The organism is Adhaeribacter aquaticus DSM 16391 (genome assembly GCF_000473365.1).
Classification (GTDB): domain Bacteria; phylum Bacteroidota; class Bacteroidia; order Cytophagales; family Hymenobacteraceae; genus Adhaeribacter; species Adhaeribacter aquaticus.
Genome location: NZ_KI421517.1, coordinates 1,799,143 through 1,816,255, shown reverse-complemented (window position 1 = coordinate 1,816,255; position 17,113 = coordinate 1,799,143). Strand labels below are relative to the sequence as shown.

General features: G+C 40.1%; 14 protein-coding genes. 8 read left to right on the top strand and 6 right to left on the bottom strand.

Annotation, left to right across the window (positions count from 1 at the left end; genetic code table 11):
- Positions 1-49 precede the first annotated feature (49 nt).
- Together ADHAQ_RS0110125 and ADHAQ_RS0110120 are read left to right on the top strand one after the other, a co-directional pair.
- Positions 50-934: a diacylglycerol/lipid kinase family protein gene (locus ADHAQ_RS0110125; protein WP_026462834.1), complete on the top strand. Its 885-nt coding sequence runs from the start codon at positions 50-52 to the stop codon at positions 932-934.
- On the top strand, positions 931-1,278 hold the full coding sequence (locus tag ADHAQ_RS0110120; RefSeq protein ID WP_026462833.1) for a translation initiation factor: 348 nt from the start codon (positions 931-933) through the stop codon (positions 1,276-1,278). The genes ADHAQ_RS0110125 and ADHAQ_RS0110120 overlap by 4 nt, the downstream gene beginning before the upstream one ends.
- A gap of 50 nt (positions 1,279-1,328) precedes the next feature.
- Here the strand turns inward: ADHAQ_RS0110120 and kdsB are convergent, their stop codons facing one another.
- Complete coding sequence (gene kdsB, locus ADHAQ_RS0110115; protein ID WP_026462832.1) at positions 1,329-2,075, bottom strand: 3-deoxy-manno-octulosonate cytidylyltransferase; 747 nt, start codon at positions 2,073-2,075, stop codon at positions 1,329-1,331.
- Positions 2,076-2,253: 178 nt separating this feature from the next.
- Here kdsB and ADHAQ_RS0110110 point away from each other — a divergent pair, with 178 nt between their 5' ends.
- The 5 genes from ADHAQ_RS0110110 (at position 2,254) to ADHAQ_RS0110085 (ending at position 9,253) form a co-directional block, all read left to right on the top strand.
- Positions 2,254-3,069, top strand: a complete 816-nt coding sequence (locus ADHAQ_RS0110110; protein WP_026462831.1) for a DUF4905 domain-containing protein — start codon at positions 2,254-2,256, stop codon at positions 3,067-3,069.
- Positions 3,070-3,086: 17 nt separating this feature from the next.
- Complete coding sequence (locus ADHAQ_RS0110105; RefSeq protein WP_051359834.1) at positions 3,087-4,034, top strand: LysM peptidoglycan-binding domain-containing protein; 948 nt, start codon at positions 3,087-3,089, stop codon at positions 4,032-4,034.
- A 74-nt stretch (positions 4,035-4,108) separates the two neighbouring features.
- Positions 4,109-4,879, top strand: coding sequence for a TIGR02757 family protein (locus tag ADHAQ_RS0110100; protein WP_026462829.1), 771 nt, complete (start codon positions 4,109-4,111; stop codon positions 4,877-4,879).
- A 257-nt stretch (positions 4,880-5,136) separates the two neighbouring features.
- Positions 5,137-7,527, top strand: a complete 2,391-nt coding sequence (locus ADHAQ_RS0110095; RefSeq protein ID WP_026462828.1) for an endonuclease MutS2 — start codon at positions 5,137-5,139, stop codon at positions 7,525-7,527.
- 340 nt (positions 7,528-7,867) lie between these two features.
- A complete protein-coding gene (locus tag ADHAQ_RS0110085; RefSeq protein ID WP_026462826.1) occupies positions 7,868-9,253 on the top strand; it encodes a hypothetical protein in 1,386 nt (461 codons plus the stop codon).
- A 65-nt stretch (positions 9,254-9,318) separates the two neighbouring features.
- Here the strand turns inward: ADHAQ_RS0110085 and murB are convergent, their stop codons facing one another.
- Complete coding sequence (gene murB, locus ADHAQ_RS0110080; protein WP_026462825.1) at positions 9,319-10,335, bottom strand: UDP-N-acetylmuramate dehydrogenase; 1,017 nt, start codon at positions 10,333-10,335, stop codon at positions 9,319-9,321.
- Between the two features lie 174 nt (positions 10,336-10,509).
- Here murB and ADHAQ_RS0110075 point away from each other — a divergent pair, with 174 nt between their 5' ends.
- Positions 10,510-11,664, top strand: coding sequence for a THUMP domain-containing class I SAM-dependent RNA methyltransferase (locus tag ADHAQ_RS0110075; RefSeq protein WP_034256726.1), 1,155 nt, complete (start codon positions 10,510-10,512; stop codon positions 11,662-11,664).
- A 2-nt stretch (positions 11,665-11,666) separates the two neighbouring features.
- Here the strand turns inward: ADHAQ_RS0110075 and ADHAQ_RS0110070 are convergent, their stop codons facing one another.
- The 4 genes from ADHAQ_RS0110070 to ADHAQ_RS0110055 all read right to left on the bottom strand — a co-directional run bounded on the left by ADHAQ_RS0110070 (position 11,667) and on the right by ADHAQ_RS0110055 (position 16,752).
- Positions 11,667-12,161, bottom strand: a complete 495-nt coding sequence (locus ADHAQ_RS0110070; RefSeq protein WP_034256725.1) for a heme-degrading domain-containing protein — start codon at positions 12,159-12,161, stop codon at positions 11,667-11,669.
- A gap of 145 nt (positions 12,162-12,306) precedes the next feature.
- Positions 12,307-13,614, bottom strand: a complete 1,308-nt coding sequence (gene murA, locus ADHAQ_RS0110065; protein WP_026462822.1) for a UDP-N-acetylglucosamine 1-carboxyvinyltransferase — start codon at positions 13,612-13,614, stop codon at positions 12,307-12,309.
- Between the two features lie 130 nt (positions 13,615-13,744).
- Positions 13,745-14,395: a DUF4290 domain-containing protein gene (locus tag ADHAQ_RS0110060; RefSeq protein ID WP_026462821.1), complete on the bottom strand. Its 651-nt coding sequence runs from the start codon at positions 14,393-14,395 to the stop codon at positions 13,745-13,747.
- A 122-nt stretch (positions 14,396-14,517) separates the two neighbouring features.
- The gene (locus tag ADHAQ_RS0110055) at positions 14,518-16,752 is read right to left on the bottom strand and encodes an ATP-dependent helicase (RefSeq protein WP_026462820.1); all 2,235 of its coding nucleotides are present in this window, start codon (positions 16,750-16,752) and stop codon (positions 14,518-14,520) included.
- Positions 16,753-17,113: the final 361 nt, after the last annotated feature.

Genomic DNA, 17,113 nt, shown 5'->3' with positions numbered 1-17,113 from the left:
ATCTTGTATGGGCTGTTTTGTTTTAAAATAGCAAGAAAAGCAAAAACGCATGCGGGTAAAAATATTATTTATTATCAACCCTACATCTGGTAGTGCAGCAACCAAGGTTGATGTGCCTGCGCTTTTGCACCAATTCCTGGATCAGGAAAAGTTTGAATGCCAAATAAGGGTAACAGAGTATGCCGGTCATGCCACGGAATTAGCAAGAGATGCTGCTTTTAAAGGCATTCCTGTTGTATGTGCAGTTGGGGGCGATGGTACTGTAAATGAGGTAGCCCGTGGATTAGTATACTCCAATACGGCATTAGCCATATTGCCGAGAGGATCAGGTAACGGACTGGCCCGCCATTTGGAAATTCCGATGCATATTCCCCAGGCCATTGCTATTATTAATCAATACTATATTTCGCAGATCGATTCTTGCAGCATAAATGAGCATCCTTTTTTCTGTACCGCAGGTATCGGATTTGATGCGCACGTTAGCTCCGTATTTGCGGCAAGCACCAAACGTGGCCTGCAAACATATGTGCGGTTAGTGTTTCAGGAGTTTTTAAAATTTAAGCCCAAACCTGTTTATTTACATATAAACGGCCAGAAACTGGAGACTTTATGCTTTGTGGTGGCATTTGCCAATGCTTCTCAATATGGGAATAATGCTTATATAGCTCCCATGGCCGATATCCGGGATGGATTTTTAGATGTATGCTTAATTCAGGAGTTAAATTACCGCCAAGCTTTAGCTCTAAGTTATGGGCTAATAACCAAAAGCATTGCTACTTCCAGCGATGTAACTTATTTTAAAACAAATGAAGTGCTGGTAGAAAGTCCGGATGTTTTTAAATACCATGCTGACGGCGAATACATAGGTGAAGCCAATACGTTTAAGATAAAAGTGATGCCGTTAGCATTAAAAGTATTAATACCTCAAATATGAAAGATAAGAAAAAGAAAGGCCGGGAAGGGGTAGTTTTTTCTACTAATCCGGATTTTGAATATCAATATGATGCGGATGAGCAAGTTCAGACATTACCACCGCAGCAACAGAACTTAAAAGTAATGCTCGATAAAAAAGCACGGGCCGGCAAACAAGTTACTTTAGTTACCGGTTTTGTGGGGCAGGAAGATGATTTGAAAGAATTAGGTAAACTAATAAAAAATAAATGTGGCGTAGGTGGTTCGGTAAAAGACGGGGAAGTTGTAATTCAGGGTGATTTCAGAGATAAAATATTACAGATACTTATAGCCGCCAATTATAAAGCTAAAAAAGCAGGAGGATAATTAAAGGTAAAGTAATTAGTATTGAGTTTAATATTTTTGAAATCCACCGCTTATAACTTATTGCTTACCAATTTAAGTGCTTTCTCTAAATCTTCGGGGGTATCAATGCCAAAATTTTCATAGGTAGTGATAGCGGTTTTTATTTTATAGCCATTTTCCAGCCAACGCAGTTGTTCCAAAGATTCGCAGGTTTCCAGTTTAGAAGGACTCAATCTTGTGATTTCGGCTAATACATCCACTCTGTATCCGTAAATGCCAATATGTTTGTAATAAGTATGCTGTTGTAGCCAGTTTTCTGGTTCAGTTCCGCGGCAGTAGGGTATAGGATGTCGGCTAAAGTAAAGGGCTTGTTGTTGCTGGTCTAAAATAACTTTGGGGGTATTAGGATTAAATAATTCGGAAGGTGAGGTTATTTCTTTTATAAGCGTGGCCAATTGCGTTTGCTCTTCTGTAAAACAATTAAGTAAAATATTTATCTGTTCAGGCTGAATAAAAGGTTCATCTCCCTGAATATTAATTATACAATCAGCTGGGTAACTAAATTTCTGAAAAGCTTCAAAACAACGGTCGGTACCACTTTGATGATGGGCCGATGTTAAAACTACTTCGCCATTGAATTGAAGTACGGTTTCAGCAATGCGTTCATCATCGGTAGCCACCACAACATGTTCTAAATTAGCCTTCTTTGCCTGTTCGTACACCCGTTGGATCATTGTTTTGCCACCAATGTCTACAAGTGGTTTACCAGGGAAGCGGGTTGAGGAATAACGTGCCGGAATGATACCAATGCTTTTCATACAAGTTATAAGCTAGAAAATTTCAAAAGGTAAAATTAATTCCAGATTTGGAATAGTAAGCTTGAATTTACTTAAATTATAAGTAAAGGGAATGCTTCTGGCTAAAGAAGCTAATTTGTAAGGTCTATTTTTTAACTTTGCCGATGGAACGGGTAACCGGAAAAAGGAAAAATTTTAATTGAAGCAAATCTTCGACATAGCGTTAGCGGCCCCTGTTTGGCAAATAAGGATTGATGATAAGCATGGCTTGTTGGCCGTTGAGGTAAGAGATGCGGATACGTTGCATACCAGCTTTTCTGTATTGGATGTTAAAACCGGAGCCTTACTTTTGTCTGATTATAAAACCCGAGAACCCTGGTACGTTGGATTGGAGGATATTCATCAGGGAATATTATTTTTCCATGGTATCGGCGACCGCAGATTTGGAAGTCATAAGGGGATAACGGCGGTGGAGGTAAAAACAGGTAAACTGCTCTGGCAAGATCCAGAATTTATTTATTATGGTTTTATACCTGATGGGTTATTAGTAAAGAAAAATGAAGCGTTGGAAGCACCTTTATCGCTGATTGACTCCTTTACGGGTAAAATGCTTACTACAGAATCTGAAAATGCGTCCTCCTCTGCTATGCCAACAATATTTGCTGCATATCAGGCAAACCGGCGCTTACCAGTACTGGTGCCCGGCCATTATCCCGATTCTAGTGCCCATTTTAGTACGTTGCAGCAGTTTTTAGAGAGTAAAATAAACATTACAGTAAAAGATGCCATTGATTATTTAGAAACTAAAGACTTTTTTATTTTAGGATTTTATAATTTTGATGCAAATAACCAAAGATGCTATAGGGTAGCTGTCTTCAATTTGGAAGGAGAGCTTATCCTGAAGGAGGATTTAGCTACCAACCTGGAGGGACTAGGTTTAGATAATTTTTTTATAATACAGAATAGCTTAATTTTATTGAAAAATAAAAGCACATTGTTGGGTTACGGGTTTTAGTTTATTTTAGAAGTATTATGTTTAAGCAAGTTTTTTTAATTACCACTTTATTTTTAACGCTTCTCAATAAAGGTATGGCAGGGGCTTTTGTAGCTCCTTTAGACTCTATAGGAACAGAAAAAAGAAGCGGACAGGACCATGTAGTACATAAAATAGTAAAAGGAGAAACTTTATTTTCTCTTTCCCGGAGATATCGGGTTTCGGTGGCTCAAATTTCAAGTGCTAATCCTGGCGTAAATGCGGGTTTAAGAATTGACCAAATACTTTACATTCCTCGGGCAGCGGCTCCTGCTACAGCCGCAACCACATCTACACCAGCTACTACTGTTAAAGCTGCTGCTACTCCTACTCCGGTAAGTACTTCTGCCCCGGTGGCCACAGCTGCGCCAGCTCCGAAATTTGATGCAAAAGGCAATAGAATTCATCAGGTTGAATCTAAACAAACGTTGTTCTCCATCTCCAATCAATACAATGTTTCTACTGCTGATATAAAAAGATGGAATAATTTAACGTCGGATGTAGTAAATATTGGCGAGAACTTAATTGTAGGCTTAGCATCCCGAGCAACTGCTCCGGAAGAACCAATAGCCAGACCAGAGCCACCTGCTCCAACTCCAGTGGCAACCAGACCAGTAGAAACTACCAGGTCTACTACAGAAGTAACTGAAGAAAAAGAAAAATCATCCGAAACCATTACTAAAATCATTCAAAGTGGCCTGGCAGAGGTAATCGACAGTCGGAACGATAATAATAAATACTTAGCCTTGCACAAATCGGCACCTGTAGGTACAATTCTGCAGGTTAAAAATATTATGAATAACCAGAGCGTGTATGTGCGGGTAATTGGTAAACTGCCTGAAACAGGTGCTAATGACAAAGTGGTAGTTAAAATCTCGAAACGAGCTTACCAAAAGTTAGCGGCTCTGGATAATAAATTCAGGGTAGAAGTATCATACATGCCTTAAATATTTGTTTAGCTCCAAATTGTTTTACCCATTTGTTCAGTTAGTCTGGGCAAATGGGTTTCATTTTATTTATTATGTTAAATTACAAAAACATAAAAGTACTGTTGGATGATAGGTATGAAAAATTTAACCAACCAGCATTCATACCCAACGATCCAATTGTTATTCCGCATGGCTTCACTCAAAAACAAGATATTGAGATAGCTGGTTTTTTTGCTGCTATCCTGGCTTGGGGCCAACGAGTTACCATAATTAACAAATGCCGGGATTTATTAAGCCGAATGGATAATGCTCCGGCTGAATTTATTAAAAACCATCAGGAAAAAGATTTACAGAACTTGCTTGGCTTTAAGCATCGCACCTTTATTGATACAGATTTATTGTATTTGATTTATTTCATGCAAACTTTTTACCAACAACATGATACTTTAGAAGATGCTTTTACGAATTCAGGAACTATAACGGATCAGAAGCAACGACTTGAATATTTTTATAATTTAGTATTTAGCCTTCTGGAGGCGCCCCAACGAACGCGTAAACATATATCTACTCCTGCCCGAAAATCGGCTTGTAAACGCATTAATATGTACTTGCGATGGATGGTGCGGCAGGATGATAAAGGCGTAGATTTTGGCATTTGGAAAACGATTAAACCAGCTGATTTAATTTGCCCGTGTGATGTGCATGTAGATCGGGTAGCGCGCAAGTTAGGATTAATAACCCGTCCGCAAACCGATTGGCAAACGGCTGCTGAATTAACCCACCAGCTAAAACAGTTTGATCCGGAGGACCCGGTAAAATATGATTTTGCTTTGTTTGGTTTAGGGATAGAAGAAAAATTTTGATAAGCGCTAAAGGAGTTTGTATTTCTTTTTAAAGCTTGGGAATAGGGTCTGAATCAGAAATTTATATAAAGGTTTTTTAGCGGAACCTATTGGAAACTTAGGTTAACGATTCTGATTTTAAAACTTTATTGGACTATTATATCTTAATAAAAGTTTACCCTTAGTAAATCATTTCTACTAAAAAATTGTTTTATATAGCCTGGTAATCCCATTTTTGGGGCACCAGATTGATGATCAAAAATTAGAATAAATAAACCTTGATATACCCAGAAAACTTTGAAAATAAAATAGGGTTTACTCAAATTCGGGAAACCCTAACGAAGATATGCTTAAGCCCACTAGGGCAGTGGTTTGTAAACCGCATGCAGTTTTTAACGCGGCAAGATCTGGTGCTGAAACTGTTGCACCAAACCCATGAATTTAAAGCTGTTTTAGCAGCTGGCGGCGATTTTCCTACCCAATATTATTTTGATGTAACAGAGCACCTGAACCGGGCGGCTATTGAGAATACTTTTTTAGATGTTTATGCCTTTTATGAAATAAAAATGTCGCTGCGAACTATCCGGCAGGCATTAACTTTCTTTTCGCAGGCCGAACCAGGACAGTATCCTTACTTGCAAACGTTAGGCGAGGCTGTAATAGTTGATCGTAATTTAATTGCTGCCCTGGATAAAGTGGTGGATGATAATGGTCAGGTACGTGACAATGCCTCGCCGGAATTATCTAGATTAAAGACCGATTTGATTCATCAACAAGGTGTTTTGCGTAAGCAGATTCAATCGGTTTTAAGAAATGCTAAGAATTCTGGCTGGACCAACAGCGATGCTGAACCAACTATTCGGGGAGGACGGATTGTAATTCCTGTGCTGGCTGAACATAAGCGCAAAGTAAAAGGACTGATCCACGATGAATCTACCACCGGTCAAACTGTTTACATAGAACCAGACGTTGTTTTTGAACTAAACAATGATATTAAAGATCTGGAGAATGCTTATCATCGGGAGTTAATCAGAATATTAACTCATCTGACAAATCACTTGCGGCAGTTTATTCCAGAATTACGCAAGGCCTACCAGTATTTAGGTTTATTAGATTTTATCCGGGCCAAAGCAATTTTTGCTAACCGTATTGAGGCGACTTTACCCACGGTCCAGAAGCTTCCTTTAATAAAATGGAACAATGCCCGCCACCCTTTATTGTTTTTAAATTTTCTGGCTCAGGGGCGTCAGGTAGTGCCTTTATCTTTGTATTTGCACCCCGAGCAACGCATTTTGCTTATTTCAGGTCCTAATGCCGGAGGTAAATCAGTAGCCCTGAAAACAGTGGGGCTGGTGCAGTATATGCTGCAATGTGGATTGCTTATACCCGTAAATGAAGGTTCAGAAGCTGGTATTTTTGAAGATATATTCATTGATATTGGGGATGAACAGTCGCTGGAAAATGACCTGAGTACCTATAGCTCGCATTTACAAAACATGAAGCAGTTTGTGGTGCATGCGGGTAGGAAGAGCCTGGGTTTGATTGATGAGTTTGGTACTGGTACTGAACCCCAATTAGGAGGTGCTATAGCCGAGGCCGTATTAGATAAACTAAATCAGCAAAAGGTGTTTGGTGTAATAACCACCCACTATACTAACCTGAAGCACTATGCCGAAAAAACTGTTGGTATTGTAAACGGAGCCATGCGCTACGATGTAAAAGAATTAAAACCGCTGTATCAACTGGAAATTGGTAAACCAGGAAGTTCTTTTGCTATTGAGATTGCGCGCAAAATAGGTTTGCCGCAAGAAATTGTAAATAAAGCAGGGAAACTGGCCGGCCACGATAAAATCCGATACGATCGGTTACTGGAAGAACTGGAAGCTGAAAAAGCAGAACTGGAAAAGCGTAACCGGGAACTGGGAATTCAGGAACGTAAATTAAAACAATCGGTTAAAGAGTATTCTGATCTGAAGGAACATATTGAAGAAAGTAAAGCCGATATTTTACTGGAAGCTAAGCATAAAGCAAAACTATTACTTAAAGATACCAACCAGCAGATTGAGGCAACCATAAAACAAATAAAGGATAGCCAGGCCGATAAAGAACAAACCAAGCTAGCCAGGCAAAAACTGGAAGCTTTTACGGCTGAAAAGGTAAAGCCTGAAGTACGAGCTGTAAAAAGGAATGCTGTAACAGATAACCGCGAACTTGGGGCAGGCGACTATGTGGCTTTAATTGGTCAGGATTCGGTTGGCCAAATTACGGCTATAAAGGGCAAAACAGCTGAGGTTATGTTTGGCGACATTAAAACCATTGTGAAAGTGGCCAACCTTACCAGAACCGAACGTAAATCTAATCGGGTTAAAAAGGAGGAGGCTGCTAAATCACATCAAAGTTTAAATCTAACTCAACGCTTAGCTGACTTTAATTTGACCTTAGATGTCAGGGGGCAGCGGGCCGAAGATGCGCTGACTAAAGTTATGGCCTTTGTTGATGATGCTGTGATGTTAGGTATACCGGAAGTTAAGGTTATTCATGGTCGGGGAAATGGCATATTAAAACAAATCCTCAGAGATTATTTACGCAGTGTACGGGAAGTGGCCAGTGTAAGTGATGAATATGTGGAAAGAGGGGGAGATGGGGTATCGGTTGTAGTTTTAAAATAAAAAATTTAAGAACTGTCTGGTTAACCATTCATTTTGCTGCTTAAGCTTCCATTTTATTGCCTGTTCCTGATTTAGGAACAGGCATTTTTTTTATCTCAACACTATACAACTGGACTATTATTGAAAGTAAAACGTTATTGTATTGGTTAAGAAGCTACTTGTTTTCTATAAAATTTAAAATTGATTTTACATTATCATTTCCTATGCTTTTTGGTCATTCCTTCCTTTTTTTAATAGCTTTGCCTAATACTTGGTCCTACCAAAGGTTGATTTTTGATGGAGGTAAGCCAGCCTTTGTATCATTTATTTAGGGAAATTATTTGATTTTACCGATCATACTATGAAACAACTACTTTTATCGCTTGCGGTTTTAGTATCTGCCAGCTCTTTTTCTGTCGCACAAACAGAGGCTGTAAGTCCAGCCGAAACGGTTCCTGTAGCCACAAGAGCTGATGACAAACCATTGAAATTTAACTTGAATGAGGATGGTAGTCATTACTTCCAGGCTACCTTTTTAAACCAGACCTGGCTAAGGTATGATCAAAGTAACCCGGGTACTACGGTTTTAGGACAACCGGCTAATAATACTTTTGACATTGGCCTCCGCCGTACCCGGATTCAGATGTTCGGACAAATTACCGACCGGGCTTTTTTATACTTTCAGTTCGGGATGAATAACTTTAACTTTAATTATAATAATGGTGCTAATCCGCAGAACCGTAAAGTACAGGCTTTTTTTCATGATGCTTTAGGGGAATACCGGTTATCTAAAGGCAATGAATTAAAAGTAGGTGCTGGTTTAACCGCTACTAATGGGTTGTCACGGTTTACGCAACCCAGTATAGGAACTATCCTGGCTTTAGATGTACCAGTTTGGGCGCAGGCTACCGTGGATCAGATAGATTTATTCGATCGTAAACTTAGCCTGTATGCGCGTGGGCAAATAGGTAAATTTGATTACCGGGCTATTATAAGTGATCCTTTTCCCATAAGCACTGCAGTTGTATCCAACCCGGCACCAATAGCTATTGCCACTTTTGCCAATTATGGCCATCATAAGCAATACCAGGGTTATTTAATGTATCAGTTCTGGGAAAAAGAAGCTAATACAATGCCTTACATGGCGGGTACCTATTTAGGCAAGAAAAAGGTTTTGAACTTGGCTGGTGGATTTATCCGTCAGAAGAATGCAATGTGGTCGGCATCTCCAACAGGAACCCAATTTCACAACATGCGGCTCTGGAATGTAGAAGGATTTTTAGATACACCCATTAATACCACCAAAGGAACGGCATTAACCGCTTATTTAGGTTATTACAGCTATGACTTTGGGCCCAATTACATCCGGGTCCTACAACAAATGAACCCAGCCGATGCTAATTCTATAGATGCAGGAGTAAGTAATTTATCCAGTAAAGGCGGAAATGGAATACCTATGATGGGTACCGGACAAATTGTTTATGGCCAGCTAGGCTATTTGTTGGCCAATAATTTATTAGGCGAGGACCGTGGACAGTTGCAACCATATGTAACTTATTACCACGGGAGGTTTGAATTATTAAATGATCCTACTAATGTGTATAATATTGGATTCAATTATTTACTTACCGGTCACCGTTCTAAGGTTTCTTTAGATTACCAAAACCGGCCTTATTATAACACGGCCGAAAAAGTTGCTGGACGCCGGGGATCAATTACTTTGCAGTACCAATTATTCCTGCAATAAGCTGAAAGATCACAATTTAGTTGTTTATAATAAAAAAAGCCGGACCCACAGGCCCGGCTTTTTTATTATAAAATATTTACTTCTGGGGTTAAGGTTATACCAAATCTCTCTTTAACAGAAGCTATAATGTCGTGGGCTAATGCTTTAATCTGATGGCCATGAGCACCGCCATAGTTTACTAAAACTAATGCCTGGTCTTTATGTACGCCGTAGTTTTCCAGCTTTTTTCCTTTCCAGCCACAGCGTTCTATTAACCAACCTGCCGGTACCTTAACTTTGTTTCCTGGCGCTGGGTAACTAGGTATATCCGGGTTTTGTGCCTTTAATTGAACAAAATCTTCCTGAGAAATTTCGGGGTTTTTAAAAAAGGAACCTGCATTGCCTATTTGTTTCGGATCTGGTAATTTACTTTTCCGGATAGAACAAACAGCCTCACTAATGGCTTTTAAGGAAAGGTCCTGTACGTTCATGCTTATCAGCGTATCTTTTATAGCTCCATAAGAAGTATTAAAAACGGGGTTTTTAGAAAGTTTTAAGGTTACGTGGGTTACAATATATTGCCCTTTTAGCTCCTTTTTAAAAATACTTTCGCGATAGCCAAAGCCACAATCCTCAGCTTTAAATCGCTTAACGGTTCCTGATGCAATATTTACAGCTTCCAGACTATAAAAAGTATCCTTCAACTCGACGCCATAAGCACCAATGTTTTGCAAAGGCGCTGCCCCAACTGTACCTGGTATAAGCGACAGATTCTCAATACCGCCCAAATTATTTTCAATGGAAAACAACACCAGGTCATGCCATAAAACGCCGCCCCCTGCTTCTATTAGGGTAAAGTCTCCTGTTTCTTCGGTTATGGTAATTCCTTCTATTTTATTTTGTAAAACCGTTCCATCAAAGTTCTGGGTAAACAAGACATTGCTGCCGCCCCCTAAAATCAGGATATTACTTTTATCCAGTTCAGGGAGTTGTAATAATACTTGCAGTTCCTGCACCGAGCTAAAACTAGCGTATTGTTTGGCCGTAACATCAAGGCCAAAGGTATTTAAATCTTTAAGAGAATAATTCTGCCTAAAAGTCATGTTTGGCTTATTTATTTGCTGCAAAGGTACAAAACAAAAATCAGCATCTTTTTACTTTAACTCTTCTAAACTTTTACAAGTTAAATACCTATATCTGCTTAATAAATTCTAGTATTTGCTTTAAGTTTGAACTTTGAATTTAACAAAAATATATAGCACCTAATAAACCGGAAAATGCAGAATAAACCATTTACCATGATTGCCACCACTCAGTTTGGATTAGAAGAAATATTGGCTGGTGAATTACGACAATTAGGTGCCCAAGATATCCGGTTGGCTACCCGGGCAGTAGAGTTTACCGGAGACAAAAAACTTTTATACGCTGCTAATATCTGGTGCCGTACTGCTATTCGGATATTGGTACCGTTTGCTAATTTTTTTGCCCGCGACGAAGACGATTTGTACCGGAAGGTGAGCCGCATTAATTGGGAAGAATACTTAAATACGTCCCAAACTTTTGCTATTAATGCGGTAGTAAGCCAATCTACTTTCCAACACTCCTTGTTTTTAGCACAGCTTACCAAAGATGCCATTGTAGACCAGTTCCGTCGCAAAACCGGTGAACGACCTAGTGTAGACGTGGCGCGACCAGATATCCGGTTTAATCTGCACATGCACGAAAACCAGGTAACGTTGGCATTGGATTCATCGGGTGATTCTTTACACCGGCGGGGGTACCGGTTGCAAACAAATGTGGCTCCTTTAAATGAAGTTTTAGCTGCCGGTATTATTATGCTTACTGGCTGGGATAAAAAGTCTCCTTTTATTGATCCAATGTGTGGTTCTGGTACTTTCTTAATTGAGGCGGCCTTATTGGCGTATAATATTGCTCCGGGAATATTCCGGAAAGATAATTTTGGCTTTCGTTACTGGAACGACTTTGATCAGCAGTTATATTACCAGGTAATAGAGGAGGCCAAAGGCAAACGGTTGCCAGAGGCTGAAATTGATATTATTGGATCAGATATCGACCGGGATTATATAGATGCTGCCCGTACAAATATTACCAACGCCGGCCTGGAAGACGAAATTAGGGTGCGGGTACGTGATATGCGCGAGGCTAAAGCAATAGGAGAAAACGGTGTAGTTATATTAAATCCTCCTTATGGCGAACGTCTGGAAGCGACCATTGATATAAATGAGTTATATAAAACGATAGGAGATACTCTGAAAACAAATTTTTCTGGTTACGATGCTTACATATTTACGGCGAATCTTGAAGCGGCCAAGCATATTGGATTACGTGCCTCCCGGCGTATCCCTCTATATAATGGCCCTTTAGATAGTCGGTTGCTAAAGTACGAGCTTTACCGCGGAAGCAAGAAGTAGTTTTACTTAGACGGTGTACCCAAAGCGAGCTCAGTAAGTGGCTGATCAAGCATATCTGCCAGTACGGCCACTATTACTTCGTGGTCGTCGCGCTGCGGCAACCCTGATACAGTTATGGTGCCAACGCAGCCGCTGTTTTTTAGAATTAACGGAAAGCAGCCGCCATGCGTGGCATAGTCTTTTAGTTCAACGCCCAGTTTATCGGTTAAAGTCGTGTTTTGTTTTTGCAATTGTAGTCCTATCGCGTAGGAGCTTCGATAAAGCCGATTTACCACATTGCGTTTGCGGCGAACCCATTCCACATTATCTGGGGTGGTGCCTGGCATGGCATAAAAAAATAAAGGTTGGCCATTCATCTGAATATCGATTGCTGCCTTGGCGTTCATTTTTTCAATGGCCGTTTTTAGCCGGTTACCTAGTTCCCAGGCGGTAGTAGCATTAAAAGAATCAAATTGTAATCGTTGTTCCTGCAAGGCAATTTTTTCAATATCTCCCATAATGTTTAATCTAGGCTATTTATTAAATGCTATATTAAGGAATAAAACAAGGATGCGAAAGTTGTTCCAAAAATTTTCTGCTTCACCTAAAAAGAAAAAGCATCCCGAAGGATGCTTTTATAATTCTTTGTTTATTTAAACTATATCAGATTCTGCGTATTTCGGCACCAATTGCATTTAGTCTTTCGTCAATATGCTGGTAACCCCGATCTATCTGCTCCACGTTGTCTATTATACTCTTACCATCGGCCGATAAAGCCGCAATTAGTAAAGCAACGCCTGCCCGAATGTCCGGAGATGTCATCCGAATGCCACGTAACGGAACCTGACGATTCTGCCCAATTACAGTTGCTCTATGCGGATCGCAAAGTATAATCTGAGCCCCCATGTCTATTAGTTTATCTACAAAGAACAGACGGCTCTCAAACATTTTCTGATGAATGAGTACGGTACCTTTTGCCTGAGTAGCAGTAACTAAAGCTACACTAATTAAATCCGGTGTGAAACCTGGCCAAATTGCATCGGCAATGGTTAGAATAGAACCATCAATATAAGTATCTATCTCGTAATGATCCTGAGCTGGAATAAAGATGTCATCGCCACGGAATTCCATTTTAACACCTAGACGTTTGAAGGTGTCCGGAATAATACCTAATTCATGAATCTGGGCATTTTTAATGGTAATTTCGGAGCCAGTCATAGCAGCCAAACCCATAAATGAACCAATCTCGATCATGTCGGGCAGCATGCGGTGCTCGGTACCGCCTAGTTTCTCAACGCCTTCAATGGTTAATAAATTAGAACCGGTACCCGTAATTTTGGCTCCCATGCGGTTTAGCATCTTACAAAGCTGCTGTAAATAAGGCTCACAAGCAGCATTGTAAATAGTAGTAATGCCTTCCGCTAAAACTGCACCCATTACAATATTGGCTGTACCGGTAACCGAAGCTTCGTCCAGCAACATATAGGTGCCTTTTAATTTATTAGGTGCTGAGATTTGAAAATAGCTATCATTGGAGTCATAACTAAATGTGGCTCCCAACTTTTCCAAGCCAATAAAGTGCGTATCCATCCGCCGCCGGCCAATCTTATCGCCACCTGGTTTAGGTAGCATACATTTGCCAAAGCGAGCTAATAGTGGTCCCATAACCATTACAGAACCCCGGATGGCACGACCTTGCGCTACATAAGAATTAGTTTCCAGGTAATCCAGGTTTATATCATCTGCTTGGAAACGGTAGGTGTCCGGTGCTAAGCGTTCTATTTTTACTCCTAAATCACCCAGTAATTCTATTAACTTATTTACGTCCCGAATATCGGGTACATTAGAAATGGTGACAGGTTCGGATGTAAGTAATACGGCACATAGAATTTGTAAAGCTTCATTCTTGGCGCCCTGCGGATGAATGTCGCCTTTTAATTTTTTGCCACCAATAACTTCAAAAGAGGCCATTAAATATTTTTAAGTGGTAAGTTTTATGGAATACGTTTCAGGTTTTACCTGCAACGTTGAATTATTAAACTATTTAAACAATCTAAAAAACTAGATAAATAACTACCCCAAAATGGAGCTTTACCTATGATTACTTTTTGCGCTGGTTGTTCTGGTTATTTTGTTGCTTTTTGCGCTGGTTGTTTTGGTTGTTCTGGTTAGAGTAATTGGTATTATTTGATCTGGCATTGGACTCAAATAAACTATTAGCCTCAACCGTTGCTAAATCTATCGTTAACTGCCCTTTGGATAATTCCTTTAGATTATTGACAATGATTTCATCGGTGATATTATCGCGGTTATAGGTTTTGTAAAGCGTTTTCATGAGCTTACCTAAGGCTATAATGGCCGCTTCTTTTTCCTGAGGATCTTCTATTTCGATAGCCTTCTGAATCAGGTGCTCCACATTTTTGCCGTAATGCTTGTAACGTGGCGGTCTGGTAGGCAAAATCATCCGCAGTGGCTTCTCGTTCAGATATTCCATTGCACTTAATGCATAAGGGCTGTCTATATCTAATTTGCCATCAGACATTACAAATAAGTGGTTCCAAAGCTTCTGTGGCGAGTCCTGAACTTCTCGCAGACTCGGGTTTAATTTAGCCATCAGGTTTACGAGCAGATAAGATGCACGTGTCCGATCGGCTTTTTCCGGCAAGGTTAAAATGTATTTAACTATATTTTGCACGTTGATGCCGTATTCGCGCAGCAACAGCTCTTGTTTAAAGGAAGAATTGGCAACCATGTATGGATTGTTTAACGATCAAAGTTAAGAAAAATATTGGTATCAGGTAAAAAGTATCTGGTAGCAACCTCACTGAATTATTTTAACTAAACAACGGGCTACTTATTACCTGATATCTTCTCTTAATTATGTATTCGGAGCTTGGCAAAGCTAAGCAGCAAGGTTTTCTCCCCGGCTTCTTCAAACTCAATAATAGCTTTAGTGCTGTTTCCCTGGGTGTCCATTTTAGAAACTACACCAAAGCCGAATTTAGGATGCTCTACGCGCATTCCGGCCTGTAGGTTAGACGTATCGCTTGGTACAAAGTCGGTAGGGGGCACATAATTATTGGCTACTTTTTTAGGTGCAGCCGGCATCAATGTACTCAAAGTACTTTTCTTTTTCAGTACTTTCTCAAATACATTTCCACCATCTCCATATTGGAAGTTCAGGAACCGGGTATCAATTTCATCAATAAAGCGGCTCTTTTCGCAAGCCCGTAAGTTGCCCCATTGGTAGCGGCTGGTGGCGTAAGAGAGGGTAAGCTTTTTCTCAGCCCGGGTAATAGCTACGTAAAATAACCGACGCTCTTCTTCCAAATCAGCCCGCGACGTTAACATCATCTGGCTCGGAAACAGGTTTTCTTCCATTCCCACAATAAATACATTCCGGAACTCCAAACCTTTGGCCGAGTGGATTGTCATTAGGGTTACATATTCGCCGTTATCCTCTTTTTTAGTATCTACATCGGTAATTAAAGCAATATCCTGCAGGAAGGCAGCTAAACTTTTGTCTTCTTTCTCCGGATCGTCAACAAATTCCTTGATACCGTTAAGTAGTTCCTGAATGTTCTCGTAGCGGGCAACGCCTTCCACTGATTTATCGGCGTATAAATCTTCAATAATGCCAGACTGCTTCGCAATGTGCTTGGCTGCTTCAAAAGCATCATGGGTTTGCGCCAGCACCGCAAAGCTTTTTATTTTAGTTGCAAAATCTTCGATAGGAGCAGCAATACGGCCCGTTATAAAACTCTTCGCATTGGTAACTACTTCCCAAATAGTGTGGTTGGTTTCATCGGCGGTAACAATTACTTTTTCAACGGTGGCATCCCCAATACCCCGTTTCGGATAGTTTATCACCCGGCGCAGGGCCTGCTCGTCGTTGTGGTTCACGGTTAACCGTAAATAGGAAATTAAATCCTTTATCTCTTTACGCTGATAAAATGATAAACCACCCACAATGCGGTACTTTATATTCATCCGGCGCAAAGCTTCTTCCATGGCCCGGCTTTGAGCGTTGGTGCGGTATAAAATGGCAAAATCTTCGTAAGAAAGATGATTATTCATCTTCTCCTCAAAAATAGCATTAGCCACCAGTTTACCTTCTTCATTATCAGAACTAGCCTTAAGTACTTCAATTAAAGTACCTTCTTCGTTGTCCGTGAAAACATCTTTACGCAACTGGGCCTTGTTATTTTTAATCACTGAATTGGCAGCCTGTACAATGTTTTTAGTAGAGCGATAGTTTTGCTCCAGCTTAAATACTTCCAGCTCCGGATAGTCGCGTTCAAAGTTTAATATATTTTGAATATCCGCGCCCCGGAAAGCATAAATACTTTGAGCATCATCACCTACCACACAAATATTGCGGTCTTTAGCGGCCAGCTTACGGGTAATTAAATACTGAGAGTAATTGGTATCCTGGTACTCATCCACCATTACATATTTAAAAATATGCTGGTATTTGTTTAAAGCGTCCACGTGGTCGCGGAACAAAACATTAGTATTAAATAGCAAATCGTCGAAGTCCATAGCACCGGCTTTAAAGCAGCGGTTCTGGTAGGTTTCGTAGATTTTACCAATTTTAGGACGCATAGCCGCGTCGTCATCGGCCTGAATCGTAGGATCCTGCTTGTATTGTTGCCAAGAAATTAATTTGTTCTTAGCTGCTGAAATGCGGCCCAACACCATGCCTGGTTTGTATAATTTATCGTCCAGACTCATTTCCTTCACAATATTCCTGATCAACGTTTTGGAGTCGTCGGTATCATAAATGGTAAAGCTGCTGGGATAACCAATTTTAGGTGCTTCAGCCCGAAGAATACGGGAAAAGACGGAGTGGAAAGTTCCCATCCAAATGTTTTTGGCTTCACCGCCCACCACCTTCTCAATCCGTTCTCGCATTTCGCGGGCGGCTTTATTGGTAAAGGTTAATGATAATATATTAAAAGGGTCTACTCCCTTCTCTATAAGATGGGCTATGCGGTAGGTAAGTACCCGGGTTTTACCCGATCCGGCACCAGCAATAATCATAACTGGTCCATCTGTTTGTAATACCGCTGCTCGTTGAGATTCGTTTAGAAGTTTAATGTAATCCATCGCTGCTAAGCTGTCTGTGAAAAGAATTGCGAAGTTAAAGATTTTTGGTCTTAACTCTTACTTTCTTAACAAGGAATGTGCAGGATTGGTTTGATGGGTTTAAGAATCTGAATTTTTAATGGAAAAGCTAATGTTGAAATAAAGTTGGTAAACCTGAACAATGTAAGGTGTACAGTTTTAATAATTAGCTATGCTTTCTGTGATGCAATGAAAATTTAGAACACCATCTTGGAAGTGAGTTTCATATATTTTATAAAAAGGAATTTAACCTTTACAGATACCAAGTAATATTATAGCCTGAGTCAACTTCTTATCTTTGAGAAGCTAAGAGCATTTCTTGTAATTTATTTATGAAAAGATT

Coding starts and splice junctions, on each gene's coding strand:
- ADHAQ_RS0110125 (WP_026462834.1), top strand. CDS start 50: ATGCGGGTAAAAATATTATTTATTATCAACCCTACATCTGGTAGTGCA.
- ADHAQ_RS0110120 (WP_026462833.1), top strand. CDS start 931: ATGAAAGATAAGAAAAAGAAAGGCCGGGAAGGGGTAGTTTTTTCTACT.
- kdsB (WP_026462832.1), bottom strand. CDS start 2,075: ATGAAAAGCATTGGTATCATTCCGGCACGTTATTCCTCAACCCGCTTC.
- ADHAQ_RS0110105 (WP_051359834.1), top strand. CDS start 3,087: ATGTTTAAGCAAGTTTTTTTAATTACCACTTTATTTTTAACGCTTCTC.
- ADHAQ_RS0110100 (WP_026462829.1), top strand. CDS start 4,109: ATGTTAAATTACAAAAACATAAAAGTACTGTTGGATGATAGGTATGAA.
- ADHAQ_RS0110085 (WP_026462826.1), top strand. CDS start 7,868: ATGAAACAACTACTTTTATCGCTTGCGGTTTTAGTATCTGCCAGCTCT.
- murB (WP_026462825.1), bottom strand. CDS start 10,335: ATGACTTTTAGGCAGAATTATTCTCTTAAAGATTTAAATACCTTTGGC.
- ADHAQ_RS0110075 (WP_034256726.1), top strand. CDS start 10,510: ATGCAGAATAAACCATTTACCATGATTGCCACCACTCAGTTTGGATTA.
- ADHAQ_RS0110070 (WP_034256725.1), bottom strand. CDS start 12,161: ATGGGAGATATTGAAAAAATTGCCTTGCAGGAACAACGATTACAATTT.
- murA (WP_026462822.1), bottom strand. CDS start 13,614: ATGGCCTCTTTTGAAGTTATTGGTGGCAAAAAATTAAAAGGCGACATT.
- ADHAQ_RS0110060 (WP_026462821.1), bottom strand. CDS start 14,395: ATGGTTGCCAATTCTTCCTTTAAACAAGAGCTGTTGCTGCGCGAATAC.
- ADHAQ_RS0110055 (WP_026462820.1), bottom strand. CDS start 16,752: ATGGATTACATTAAACTTCTAAACGAATCTCAACGAGCAGCGGTATTA.